General features: G+C 66.6%; 13 protein-coding genes, 3 tRNA genes and 2 pseudogenes. 10 read left to right on the forward strand and 8 right to left on the reverse strand.

Annotated features, from left to right (window positions below):
- Positions 1–671 (reverse strand): annotated as a pseudogene (locus tag QN345_RS09690) (hypothetical protein); the annotation flags it as partial.
- Between the two features lie 251 nt (positions 672–922).
- Here QN345_RS09690 and QN345_RS09695 point away from each other — a divergent pair.
- The 3 genes from QN345_RS09695 (at position 923) to QN345_RS09705 (ending at position 1,307) form a co-directional block, all read left to right on the forward strand.
- Positions 923–995 (forward strand) — tRNA-Glu (locus QN345_RS09695).
- A 97-nt stretch (positions 996–1,092) separates the two neighbouring features.
- Positions 1,093–1,166, forward strand: a tRNA-Asp gene (locus QN345_RS09700).
- A 68-nt stretch (positions 1,167–1,234) separates the two neighbouring features.
- Positions 1,235–1,307 (forward strand) — tRNA-Phe (locus tag QN345_RS09705).
- A gap of 303 nt (positions 1,308–1,610) precedes the next feature.
- Here the strand turns inward: QN345_RS09705 and QN345_RS09710 are convergent.
- Positions 1,611–2,204, reverse strand: a complete 594-nt coding sequence (locus QN345_RS09710; RefSeq protein ID WP_323508607.1) for a hypothetical protein — start codon at positions 2,202–2,204, stop codon at positions 1,611–1,613.
- A gap of 152 nt (positions 2,205–2,356) precedes the next feature.
- Complete coding sequence (locus QN345_RS09715; RefSeq protein WP_134559232.1) at positions 2,357–2,662, reverse strand: hypothetical protein; 306 nt, start codon at positions 2,660–2,662, stop codon at positions 2,357–2,359.
- A gap of 207 nt (positions 2,663–2,869) precedes the next feature.
- Between QN345_RS09715 and QN345_RS09720 the strand changes: the two genes are divergently transcribed.
- Positions 2,870–3,283, forward strand: coding sequence for a hypothetical protein (locus tag QN345_RS09720; RefSeq protein WP_134559230.1), 414 nt, complete (start codon positions 2,870–2,872; stop codon positions 3,281–3,283).
- Between the two features lie 150 nt (positions 3,284–3,433).
- A complete protein-coding gene (locus tag QN345_RS20575) occupies positions 3,434–3,964 on the forward strand; it encodes a GNAT family N-acetyltransferase (protein WP_134446281.1) in 531 nt (176 codons plus the stop codon).
- Between the two features lie 70 nt (positions 3,965–4,034).
- Here the strand turns inward: QN345_RS20575 and QN345_RS09730 are convergent.
- Positions 4,035–4,940: pseudogene (locus tag QN345_RS09730) on the reverse strand (DMT family transporter); the annotation flags it as partial.
- A gap of 12 nt (positions 4,941–4,952) precedes the next feature.
- On the opposite strand from QN345_RS09730, the gene QN345_RS09735 reads away from it, so the two are divergent.
- From QN345_RS09735 to QN345_RS09745, 3 genes are all read left to right on the forward strand, one after another.
- On the forward strand, positions 4,953–5,855 hold the full coding sequence (locus tag QN345_RS09735; RefSeq protein ID WP_134446279.1) for a LysR family transcriptional regulator: 903 nt from the start codon (positions 4,953–4,955) through the stop codon (positions 5,853–5,855).
- Positions 5,856–5,920: 65 nt separating this feature from the next.
- Positions 5,921–6,763, forward strand: coding sequence for a sigma-70 family RNA polymerase sigma factor (locus tag QN345_RS09740; RefSeq protein WP_241984974.1), 843 nt, complete (start codon positions 5,921–5,923; stop codon positions 6,761–6,763).
- A 105-nt stretch (positions 6,764–6,868) separates the two neighbouring features.
- On the forward strand, positions 6,869–7,105 hold the full coding sequence (locus QN345_RS09745) for a hypothetical protein (protein ID WP_134559224.1): 237 nt from the start codon (positions 6,869–6,871) through the stop codon (positions 7,103–7,105).
- Positions 7,106–7,244: 139 nt separating this feature from the next.
- Here QN345_RS09745 and QN345_RS09750 read toward each other — a convergent pair whose 3' ends face one another.
- The gene (locus QN345_RS09750) at positions 7,245–7,925 is read right to left on the reverse strand and encodes an NUDIX domain-containing protein (protein ID WP_134446277.1); all 681 of its coding nucleotides are present in this window, start codon (positions 7,923–7,925) and stop codon (positions 7,245–7,247) included.
- A 143-nt stretch (positions 7,926–8,068) separates the two neighbouring features.
- Between QN345_RS09750 and QN345_RS09755 the strand changes: the two genes are divergently transcribed.
- Both QN345_RS09755 and QN345_RS09760 read left to right on the forward strand, forming a co-directional pair.
- Positions 8,069–9,055, forward strand: a complete 987-nt coding sequence (locus QN345_RS09755; protein ID WP_322189199.1) for a DUF389 domain-containing protein — start codon at positions 8,069–8,071, stop codon at positions 9,053–9,055.
- Positions 9,056–9,356: 301 nt separating this feature from the next.
- Positions 9,357–9,941: an acyltransferase gene (locus QN345_RS09760; RefSeq protein WP_134559218.1), complete on the forward strand. Its 585-nt coding sequence runs from the start codon at positions 9,357–9,359 to the stop codon at positions 9,939–9,941.
- Between the two features lie 15 nt (positions 9,942–9,956).
- Here QN345_RS09760 and pip read toward each other — a convergent pair whose 3' ends face one another.
- The 3 genes from pip to QN345_RS09775 all read right to left on the reverse strand — a co-directional run.
- Positions 9,957–10,913 (reverse strand): prolyl aminopeptidase, encoded by a 957-nt coding sequence (pip, locus tag QN345_RS09765; RefSeq protein ID WP_322189196.1) that lies wholly within the window; start codon positions 10,911–10,913, stop codon positions 9,957–9,959.
- A gap of 18 nt (positions 10,914–10,931) precedes the next feature.
- The gene (locus QN345_RS09770) at positions 10,932–11,660 is read right to left on the reverse strand and encodes a response regulator transcription factor (RefSeq protein WP_322189194.1); all 729 of its coding nucleotides are present in this window, start codon (positions 11,658–11,660) and stop codon (positions 10,932–10,934) included.
- A partial coding sequence (locus tag QN345_RS09775; RefSeq protein ID WP_323508608.1) for a sensor histidine kinase occupies positions 11,657–12,031 on the reverse strand: 375 nt, incomplete at its 5' end. The genes QN345_RS09770 and QN345_RS09775, both read right to left, overlap by 4 nt.

Below are 12,031 nucleotides of genomic sequence, written 5' to 3' on the forward strand. Positions count from 1 at the left end.
GTCTCGCGGCGATCGAAGCCGCCCGGGCGGCGGCTGCTGCTGCCGCGGCCGCCGCAGCCAACCGCGGCAACTCGAGCGGCGGGGCAACCGGCAGCGCCGGAGCCGGCCTCGGCGGCGGGTACATCAGCTCCCAGGGCTGGGCCGTTCCGGCCAGCGGGCGCATCACCGTCGAGGAAGAGGTTGACGGTGAGGTCGGTGCCTCCCGTGCGGTAGAGCTGGGCCGCGAGCTGACCGGCCTGCTTCGTCGCGGCGTCCGCTGTCGCCTTGCTCGTATCGGCCTGCGCCTGGAGGTCGGATGCGCGCCGGGTGGCGTCGTCGTAGTTCTGCTGGGCGACCTGGAGTTCGGCGCCGCGCTTCTCGGACTCGGCCTGGGTCTGGGCGACCTGGGTCTGAAGATTCGAGATCAGATTCTGGATTTCGGTGACCTTGGCGGACGCGGCGGCCGTGTTCGACTTCGCGTTCTGCACGTCCTGCCAGCTCGGGTAGTCGACAGCCTGGGCGCCGCCGGCGGGAATCACGAGCGTCACGATGAGGGCGAGGGCCGTGGCGAGGGCCGTTGCGGCGGTGCCTCTGAACAGGCCCCGATGACTGTGAACGCGGCGTCCGCCGGCCGGCCGGAGTGGACCCGACTGTTCGCTGGCCCCGCGGTCACTCGTCACTGCCTTGCGCATAGAACTCCCTGATTGGGCACCGCGTGAACACACTGGTCACGATGCCACTCTTTTCACAGTAACAAGTTCGCGCCAGTATCGCCCGCTATCGGACCCGAATCTAACCCCCAACCGGGCGGATCGGCCGCCATTCGCGGGCGCGCCGGGGCGCGGGCGACACGCCACGGGCATCGGTCCACGTGCCGATTTGGGGTTTTCACCCAAGAGACCGTATGCTTACTCGTCGGTAGCCATGATGTTTATGGCGTCTCGGCCCCATCGTTTAGAGGCCTAGGACGGCGCCCTTTCACGGCGTTAACACGGGTTCGAATCCCGTTGGGGCTACGCAACCTGCCTAACTGAATGTGCAACAATAAGCAGGTAGTAAATCAGTACAAGTAACACCGAATAAATGAAAACGTACGTTTGGTTCTCATTGTGAGGCCCTGTAGCGCAGTTGGTTAGCGCGCCGCCCTGTCACGGCGGAGGTCGCCGGTTCAAGTCCGGTCAGGGTCGCAAAGGTAAAACGCCCTTTCGCGAGAGAGGGTTTTTTCCTTGGAAAGCGACTTCTCGAGTTACTTTCTGGCCCTGTAGCTCAGCTGGTAGAGCGTTCGACTGAAAATCGAGAGGTCACGGGATCGACGCCCGTCGGGGCCACCCGCTGAAATCCCCGGTTATCCGGGGTTTTTCTCGTTAACGGATGTCTTTTCTCCGGACTCGAATTCGGCCTTTGGCCAGATTCTGCCCACACTTCAAATAGTCGCGTGGTCATCGAAGGCCGGTGAAACGGTCCCCAATTGGCTTCGCGGGCCGACGCGACCGAGGCATGGATGAGGGCGATCGAGCTCACTTCAGTGCCGCCCCACTGCGCAGCCTGGACACTACGACCCACGATCTCCATGGCCCCAACGACCAGAGCCGTGGCTGCCGTTGCGACCCCGGCTTGCGTGACCGTATCCTCTACCCTTCCCCGCACCCGGACTTGGCTGGACAGCCTATGATCCGCCGCAGATCTTCGGCAATCCTCGCGATTTCCGCATCAGGCACGGCGCGCAACCAGTTGCCTCGACGGCGCATCGGTATCACCGGGAGCGACACGGACCCTTCGATGGTGGCGACCTCGATGGTGATCGAAGTCATCGTCCGCATTCCAACAAGTGCCGATCCAAGGACGACACTCCTCACCCGATCCGAGGGGAAGACTGCGGCAGGAGCCCCAGAAACCCGGCCCGCCAGGACGTGCACGTCTTGCCCATCCGCGACCAGCGTCGCGTATGTAGTCGGCTTCACTCGAGAGCGTGCCAGCTCTAAAGCAGTCGTAAGCACATTAAGGCGTTCGGCGAGAAGCGGTGCAACGACCATCGGAACGACGACGGCGGAAGGGAAGGTCTGTTCTGCTCGCGCCAAACGGCGTGCGTTCTGGAAGCCGAAGACGGCGAACACTCCGAAAACAAACAGAAGAGGGGTGCCTACCGCAAGAACACTCATTCCACCAAGGCCGCCGTTGGAAGCACGAATGACGCGGTACACCAACAACACGGCGCACGCACTCACGCCGCAGACTCCCAACCAGAAGCTCGGTCGCTGTCGTCGCCGCGTCAATTCCGGCTCATTTGAGTGCGTCGCGAACGACTCATCCTCAACATGGCGCCTCTTTCCCCGGGCTGAACGAGTTGAGCCTAGCGGCACCCGAGTGTCGCAAAGACTCAGAGTCCACCCATGAGGCTGCAGGTGTAGACGCCGTCGCTTGTCTTTACCCGGATGGTCGTTGTCGCCTCGGCGCTCGAAGAGTAGATCTCACCGCCGCCGGCGGTGAGCCCACGCAAGCTGAGCCCGTCGACCGTTTCGCCCCACAACGTCTGCTCAGGCATGCAGTCGAAGTGGCGTCCGGCGAATGAGACCTTCGAGGGGACGGCGTGGGGCCAGAAGTCCCAGTCGCCTGTCGCGTCATGCACGGACCAGCGTTGGATTCCGGCGCCAATGACGGCGAGCATTGCCAGTGCGAGAATCACATTCCCCCACTCGGCTCTCCGAACGCTCATACGATGCACTCCCCCGTGTACTTGAGCCTCGATGGGCGGCGGACGGACACACTCCGCGCATCAGATCGCCCCGGTCACTCCTCCGGTTCCACAGAGCATTCGGCCGGGCCTTTGGCTTGAGACTATTCTGCCCACCTGCAAGGCCCGATCGGCGCCCGAGAGTGCGACACTACGGATATGTGCGCAACGGATAGGGTCATCGTCTCGACTCTCGACGGGCAACTATTCGTCGAGGTCTGGCTCGTCGAGGACGATGAATTCAATCGCGCCAAGGAATTCTTCGAGGCAGCACTGCGTGACGGACGGTTCGAAGATCAGGCGGCAAGTCTGCGAATGTCAGACTGGTCGGTCCAGGCCACCAATACAGGCGGAGCCAAGCTGTCTATCATGCGTAAGACATCGGGCGGCACGGGCACGGACGCCGAGATGGAATGGACCCTATGGCCTCTCTCGGGGCCACTCGTTGACCTCACAATCCGCAACCGAGGCGAAGTCGTGTGGTCGGTTCTGGCATGCGCACCAGCAGTGAACGAGCACAAGCAGCCACTATCGGCCGGGTCTTTGGAAAGCCTTCGACCGATGCCTGACTGACTCACCCGGGCCCAGCGGTACTCAATAACAGTTCAAGCGCTCAGGCCGGCGGGAAGGCCGACGCGAGCGCTCGGTGGATCTGCCGCAACATCGGCTCGTCGAGAGGCCCCGTCACCGGATGGCAGGGCGGGCCGTCGCTAGGCTCGATTCATGAGTATCCGGCTTCGAGGGGCGAGCGCCCGCCAGTCCCCCGCGTTCCGCACCGGTAGTGCTGCTGACACCGCGGAGTGCGTCGCGCTGTGGGTCCGGGCCTGCGCCACGCGCGATGGGGCGGCCGTCGCAGGAGTGGCCGAACGGGCTCGACCGAAGTTCGACCACGCCGAGAGTTGGATCGTGGCTGAGGAAACCGGTGCCGGAATCCGGGGCTTCGTTCTCGCAACAACGCCGAAGAGAGGGCTACCGACCGATCCACCCGACGCTGCGGTGGTGAGCCTGCTCGCCGTTGCACCAGACGCGCAGGGACGTGGGCTCGGGAGAGCGCTTCTGGTCAGTGTTGCCGAGGAACTCAAGCACCACGGTCACAAGCACGCTGTCCTGCACGTCCTCACGGACAACCACCCTGCTGTCGATCTCTATCGGCATGAGGGATGGCGGCCGTTGGGAGAGCCGTTCCAACACTCACTTCTGAAGAGGCCTGCGCAAACCTATGCGCTCGACCTGGATTCACGCGCGAAGGGCTGATCCGTTGACGCGAGAACGATGACGCCAGGCGGTGCCGTTGCTCGACGGACCGGCCCCAGGCGGTTCCGGCGAGGATGAGGGCGATACCGACGTATCCGGCGACGGCCACCGGGTCATGGGCGACGGCGATTCCGACAAGTGCAGCCCAGACCGGCTCAGTTCCGAGGAGGAGGCTCACTCTGGAGGGCGAGGTGCGTCGGACGGCCCAGGTTTGGATCAGGAACGCGAAGACGGTGCACGCGACGACGAGGTAGAGGAACAGGACCGTACGTCCGGGGTCGAGACGAGCCAGAAAGTGCGGGATCGAGTCGCCGTAGAACAGTGACGCCGCCGAGAAGATCATCGCGCAGGTCGAGAGTTGCACCGTGGTGAGGTGGAGCGAGTTCATCGGAGTGTTGCCCGTGAGCCTGGACATCGACGTGACGTGGATGGCACGGATGATGGCCGCGGCGAGCATGAGCAGGTCGCCGAGGCTCGGCGCCTGGAAGACACCGCCGCTGGCGAGCAGGGCGACTCCACCGATGGCGATCAGCGCGGCCAGGAAGAACCTGCCGGGCAGCCGGCGACCCGAGACGGCGGAATCCAGAATCGGCGTGAATACGATCGTCAGGCTGATGATGACTCCGGCATTCGTGGCCGATGTGTGGGCGATCCCGAAGGTTTCGAAGGCGAACACGGCAGCCAGCACAATCCCGAGCAGTATCCCGGATCGCAATTCCGCTTGCGTGATCCGGTGCCGCCGTGCGGCGACGAGGGCCGCCATGATGACCGCAGCGAGCAGCATCCGTGTTGCGAGCAGGGCGACGACGGATTGGGGCGTGACCAGTTCTTTGGCGACGAGGTACGTGGATCCCCACGCGGCGGCCACCAGGAGCAGGAGCAGGTCGACGCGGAATCGACTGAGGAGGGCGGGCATTCCTCCATCGTCCGGCCTGACTTCACGTAATACAAGAAAGCACTTTAGTGTCAAATGCATTAGTTTCAACTTATGGAACTCGGTCAGCTTCGCGCGTTGCGAGAGCTGGGTGACCGGGGCAGCATTGCTGCCGTCGCGGCGGCGATGCACGTCACGCCGTCGTCGGTGTCCCAGCAGATCAGTGCCCTGCAACGTCAGTCGCCCGCTCCCTTGACCTTCAGGGACGGCAGAAGGACGGCACTCACGGATGCCGGGCGCGCCCTCGCGCTGGCGGCGATCGACGTCGAGGTGGCACTCGAACGCGCCGCGCAGGCGGTGGCGCGTTTCCAGGGCGATCACCTGGGCACCGTTTCCGTGACCGCCTTCCATAGCGTGGGCCTGGCCGTCTTCGGATCGTTGATCGCGGCCTGCCGGAGGCCCGACCTGCCCGGCGTTCGGCTGAGCGATTTTGATGTGGCCCAGGAGGACTTCCCCCTTCTCACCATCGATCATGATCTTGTGCTCGCCCATCGGCTGGTCGGCAGCCCCGCATGGCCGGGGTCGGTTCGGGTGGAACCCCTCCTGTACGAGCCCCTGGATATCGCGGTCCGACACGATCACCGACTCGCAGCGAAAGCCGCAATCGAGCCGGCGGATCTTCGCGACGAGGAATGGGTCGCGGTGCACGAAGGCTTTCCGCTCACGCAGGCTCTCGCCCTGATCGCGGGAATCGGAGGGAACGAGGCGCGGATCCTGCACCGGATCAACGAATTCTCGGTAGCCGCGTCCATCGTCGACGCGAGCGGATGCGTCGCCCTGATGCCTCGTTACACAACCGACCTGCGCGACCACCCGGGGTTGGTCCTTCGTCCGCTGGCCTACCCCGGACTCGGACGGCACATCGATTGCCTTGCCCGGCCGGAGACCCTCGAGCGCGCCAACGCGCAGGCGGTACTGGCGCAGATCAAGGCGATAACCGAGACTCTCACCCAGTGATCTTTCCGTTTCACGGCCCGACGCCCACAGGTCAGCCATAACATGAGACCTCCACTGAAAGCGTGATGATCATGGACGAGACAGCAGTTTTCGAGCGAGAGCGTCCCCGGCTGTTGCGTATTGCCGGACGCATCCTGCGCGATGGCGCGGAAGCCGAAGACATCGTCCAGCAGGCCTGGCTGCGGCTTCACGCCACAGAGGCCGTGATCGACAATCTGCCGGCCTGGCTGACCACGGTCACGACACGGCTGTGCCTGGACAGACTGCGCGTCGAGAAACCCATTCTCGTTGACGACCTCGAGTCCCCGTCGCGAACCGCCGATCCAGCGGATGAGCTCGCCCTCGCCGACACGGTCGGGATCGCCCTCCAGGTGGTGTTGGACCGCCTCACGCCTACGGAGCGTGTCGCGTTCGTCCTTCACGACAGCTTCAGCATTGACTTTCCCACGATCGCCGCAATCCTCGGGAGCACTCCAGCCGCTGCACGCAAGCTCGCTTCGAGGGCGCGAAGCAAGATCCGCCCGCAGGGCCAGGAGCACGGCCGCGCCGACTGGAAAGTCGTGGACGCATTCCTCGCCGCCTCGCGGCAAGGCGATTTCGAGCAACTCCTCAAGCTGCTGGCACCGAACGTAGTGGTCGTCGGCGATGACGCGGCCATAGCGGCGGGGACCCCGTCGCGGATCGAAGGGCGGACAGCGGTGGCAACGATGTTCAACGGCGCAGCCAAGGCCGCTCTCCCCGTCTTTGTTGACGGGCGCGCCGGGGCCGCATGGTTTCATCGCGGTTCCCCCCGTGTTGCGTTTGACTTCACGGTCCTCGACGGCGTCGTGTCTCGAATCGACTTCCGCGCAGACCCGGAGGTCCTGGAACACATCATCCGGCGTGAAGCGGGAGCGAGCCGAGATTGACCTGCGACCGTCCACCACGGCAGCGGTCACACTTGGAGCCGATCGATCGTCATATAGATAGCGGGCCTCAAACGGGGACCGCCTTTACAGTGAGGACCCGAATCGATGAAGACCATGACCTGCCGCCAGCTGGGTGGACCGTGCGATCAACCGCTGCACGGCGAGACCGCCGATGACGTCATCAAGGCCCAGAACCGCCATCTCAAGGACGCGGTCAAAGCCGGAGACGCCACTCATGAGCAAGCCCACAATGAGATGAAAGCTCGTTGGAGGCATCCGAAGCAGTCGATGGATTGGTACACCTCAGCGAAGAAGGAGTTTGCCGAAATCCCAGGGGCGTGACCGTTGGATAGCGTTCGAACCTGACTCCAGAACGCGGACGACGGACTGCTGGAACAAACGCCCGCGGATGATGAACGGACGACGCTCGGCGGCATGCGCCCCTGCTGCAACCGGCATCCGCCCAGAGTCGCCGAGCGAGTCAGAGAAGGCCGGCCAGGGCGGCCCACTGCAGGAGGAGCACGGTCTTGCCGTCGACGATGCGGCCGTCGGCGACCATGGCCAGGGCTTCACCGGAGGGGATCTCGAGGACTTCGATCTCCTCGCCCTCCTCGGGGAGGCCGCCTCCTGCCGACACCCGGTCGGAAGGGCCGTAGGCGGCGACGTAGAAGTGCACGCGCTCGGTGACCGAACCCGGGCTCATGTAGAGATCGAACACGTGCCGCAGCTCCCCGACCGTCACGCCGAGCTCCTCGCTCGTCTCCCTCCGGATCGCGACCTCGGGCGAGTCCTCGTCGAGAAGGCCGGCCGCGGTTTCGATGAGCATGCCGTCGGGGTGATCGTTGACGTAGGCGGGATACCGGAACTGGCGCGTCAGCAGGACCGTCCTGCGATCCGGGTCGTAGAGCAGGATCGTGGCACCGTTGCCGCGATCGTAGGTTTCGCGCTGCTGGCTGGTCTGCTTCCCGTTGCGTCCGCGGTACCGGAAGGTGGTGCGGCGCAGAACGTGCCAGCCGTCGGAGGTCACCTCCACGCGGTCCACGGTGACGTCAGGGTTCCCGTGCAGGTCGGCTCCGACCCGATCCAGGCCGGTTCTGCCCCGGCCGTCCGGGGTGTCCTCGCCGGGCCGGCCGGGCAGGGGAAGGGTCGGAAGAGAAGTCATGACTACAACCGTACGGTGATGCGCCCAGGCGACACCATCGAGCGAAGTGCCCCTGCCGCTGACCCGGGATTCTCCCTAGGATCACTGCATGCCCCCACCGACGTCCCGCATGCCAGGCCTCGCGACAGCGGGAGGGCGGCACCGTGCTGGATGAGGCCCGCTTCAACACCGTCGCGAACATGCGCGCGTCGGTGTTCTTCGACGGCCCGGACGTGCGCAGCCGCTACAGCCGCTTCTGGATGCTGCTCGTTCTGTCCGCGGTCATTGCCTCGGCCGGGATCGTCGGCGACTCCACGGCGACCGTGATCGGGGCGATGATCGTCGCCCCACTGATGACGCCGATCATGGGCACCATGCTCGCGACGGTGATCGGAGACCGGGCGAACCTGCTCCGATCGCTGCTCCTGGTCGTCACAGGCGCCGCGACGGCGGTCGCGATCGGGTACCTGGTCGGCTTCCTCGTCGTCAACGACGTGCTCGCGGAGACGAACGCACAGGTCTCCGCCCGGGTCACGCCCGGCCTCATCGACCTGCTCGCGGCGCTCGGCACCGGCCTTGTCGGGTCGGTCGCACTCGTGCGCAAGGACATCTCGGACACCCTGCCCGGCGTTGCGATCGCGATCTCGCTCGTCCCGCCGCTCACCGTTGCGGGCCTCGCCCTCGAGTCCGGCTCCGTCGCCCAGTCGCTCGGCGCCCTGCTGCTCTTCGTGACCAATGTCGTGGCCATCATCGGGACGGGCGTTGTCGTGATGTCGGTCTACGGGGTGACCCGGCTCGCGCGCGACCCCCTGGCGGGTGAACCGCACCGGGGAATGGGCCGCACCATCGCCCTGCTCACCGTCATGTTCCTCGTGATCGGCGTGCCGCTCGCGATCACCAGCATCGGCATCAGTGCGCGCGCCATCGTCGAGCAGGGCGTCCATCGGGTCGCGGAGACCTGGGCGCAGTCGGTCGGCTGGGAGGTCGACACCGTGAGCACACGGGACGCCGACGTCTACATCCGCCTCGAAGGCCCGCTCCCGGTGCCCGACACGGCGACCCTCAAGGCGCTGCTGGATGCCGCGGGCGTGGACACGAGGAAGGTCACGGTCAACCTCGTCCCCCTTTACTCGGTGAAGCTCGCAAATTAACGGATGTCCCCCCCCGAGGGGTACTAGCGTGTCGCGGCAGTTGCGGGGTACGTTCCGTTCGTGACCGCCGGGAACGGCGGCCACGACGCATCCGTTCCTCGTACCGTCCGCTTCCTCCTGTACACCCGAGCACAGGGACTGCCGTGAATACGACCTCATCGCATCGACTACCCCGTCGACCCCGATCCACCGCCTCACACGCGGCCATGCGCCCGCGCGGCACGACCAGCGCACGCGATTCGCGTCGCGGCACACCGGGCGCCACCGCTCCGGGCGCCACCGCAGTGACGACGGGCCCGCGATGAACGTCACCGATCCCGCTGAAGTCGACCCGAGCGCGGTCATCGGCGCGGGCGCACTCATCGCCGACCTGGTGCGGGTGCGCGAGTACGCCCGGATCGGACCGGGCAGCATTCTCGGCCGCGGCGCGTACGTCGGACCCGGCGTTGTGGTGGGCCGCAACTGCATCGTGCAGGAATACGCGGTCGTCTACGAACCCGCGCTGCTCGAGGACGGGGTCTTCGTCGGGGCGGCGGCCGTGTTCACGAACGACCCGCACCCCCGTGCGATCAATGCCGACGGCTCGGCCAGGCCGGTCAGTGAGCGGTCGACGCTGGGCGTCACCGTGCGGACAGGGGCCTCTGTCGGGGCACACGCTGTGTGCCTCGCCCCGCTGACGATCGGGCGCTGGGCGATGGTGGCCGCCGGCGCGATCGTGACCGCGAATGTGCCCGACTTCGCGCTCATGGTCGGGGTCCCCGCCGAGAGGGTGGGCTGGGTCGGCCGTAGCGGCGCGACCCTCGAGCACGTCGGCGACGGCGTATGGGTTTGCCCCGTCACCGGTGAGCGCTACCGGCAGCACGACGGGCAGCTCACGCTCGAGTGAGCCGCCCCGCGCGGTTCAGGCGGCGAAGCGGTCGGTCGCCTCGATGATCGCGTCGAGGTTGCCGGGTTCCTCGAAGGAGTGCCCGGCGTCTGGAATCATGCGGAAGTCGGCCTCCGGCCAGTTCTTGTGCAGTTCCCAGGCGGTGAACGCCGGAGTGCACATGTCGTAGCGGCCCTGCACGATGACGCCGGGGATCTCGCTCAGCCGGCCGGCGTCACGGATCAGCTGCCCGGGCTCGAACCAGCCGAGGTTGCGGAAGTAGTGGTTCTCGATGCGCGCGAACGCGACCGCGAAGTCGGGCTCGGTGAACCGGGCGATCGTCGCGGGCTGCTGCAGCAGTGTGATCGTCGACGATTCCCACGTCGACCAGGCAACGCCGGCGCGCTCCCGCACGTAGCGGTCGGGGTCGTGCAGCAGGCGGCCGTAGGCCTCGATGAGCTTGCCGCGCTCGTCGACGGGGACCGGCGCGAGGAAACCCTCCCACAGGTCGGGGTAGATCGCCGCGGCACCGCCCTCGTAGAACCAGTCGAGCTCGACGGGCCGCAGGGTGAAGATGCCGCGCAGGATGAGCTCGGTCACCCGCTCCGGGTGGGTTTCGGCGTAGGCGAGGCCGAGGGAACTGCCCCAGGATCCACCGCAGACCTGCCAGCGGTCGATGCCGAGGTGCTCGCGCAGTCGTTCGATGTCGGCGACCAGGTGCCACGTCGTGTTCGTGCTGAGGTCGGCATCCGCTGCGCTCGCGTGCGGGGTGCTCTTGCCGCAGCCGCGCTGGTCGAAGAGGATGATGCGGTACTTCTCCGGGTCGAACACGCGGCGCTGCTGGGAGCTCGACCCGCCGCCGGGACCGCCGTGCAGGTAGACCGCCGGCTTGCCGTCCGGGTTGCCGGATGCCTCCCAGTAGATGGACTGGCCGTCACCGACCTCGAGCATCCCGGTTTCGTAGGGTTCCAGGTCGGGGTAGAAGGTGCGCATCTCCCGAGCCTACGGCGTTCAGGGGCGGGTCAGGCCCTGCTCGTAGGCGAGGATGACGATGTGCACCCGGTCGCGGAGGCCGAGTTTCTGCAGGATCCGGCCGACGTGGGTCTTCACCGTGGACTCGGAGAGGAAGAACCGCTCGGCGAGCTCGGTGTTGGAGAGGCCCTCGGCGATGGCGAAGAAGACCTCTCGTTCCCGGTCGGTCAGCACGTCGATGCGCGCGGCATCCGCTTCGGGGTCCTCGCCGGTCTCGGAGTCGCCCGTCCCCTCGGCGGGGAGCCTGGACCCGAACAGCTCGAGCATCCGGCGCGTGACCCGGGGCGACACGGATGCCTCCCCCGAGGCGACCGCCCGGATCGCGGCGGTCAGTTCGCTCGGTTGGGCGTCTTTGAGCAGGAAGCCGCGGGCGCCGGCCTTGAGACCGCCGAACGCGTACTCGTCGAGGTCGAACGTCGTGAGGATGATGATCCGGATCCCGGGGTGCGCCGCGGTGATCAGCCGGGTCGCCTCGATCCCGTCGACGCCGGGCATCCGCACGTCCATCAGGATGACGTCGGGCAGCATGCTCGCGGCGAGCCGCACGGCCGCGGCGCCGTCGCCGGCCTCGGCGACGACGGTGAAGTCATCCTCGGCCTCGAGCACCATCCGGAACCCCATCCGGAGCAGGGCCTGGTCGTCGACGAGCATGATCCGGGTCGGAGCCGGCGTGTGGTCGTGGGGAGCCGGGTCGTGGAGACCGGTCATGCGGAGGCCTGCCCCTCGTCGAGACTCATCGTCGCGCGCACCCGCCAGCCGCCGCCGCGGATCGGGCCGGCCTCGAGGGTGCCGCCGTAGAGCGCGACCCGCTCGCCGAGGCCGATGATGCCGCGCCGGCCGCCCACGCTCGGCTGGGGGGCCCGCGCGTGGCCGTCGTCGTCGATGACGACCTCGACCCGACCGGGCGACGAGGAGAGCCGCACCGAGACGATGCTCGGTTGCGACGCGTAGCGCAGGGCATTGGTCAGGGATTCCTGCACGACCCGGTAGATCGTGAGCTGCACGCCGGGGCTGCCGGGAACGCGCCCGCTCAGCTCGAGCCGGGCCGGGAGCCCTGCGGAACGGAAGGAGTCCACGAG

This window comes from Cryobacterium sp. 10I1 (genome assembly GCF_035019805.1).
Classification (GTDB): domain Bacteria; phylum Actinomycetota; class Actinomycetes; order Actinomycetales; family Microbacteriaceae; genus Cryobacterium; species Cryobacterium glucosi.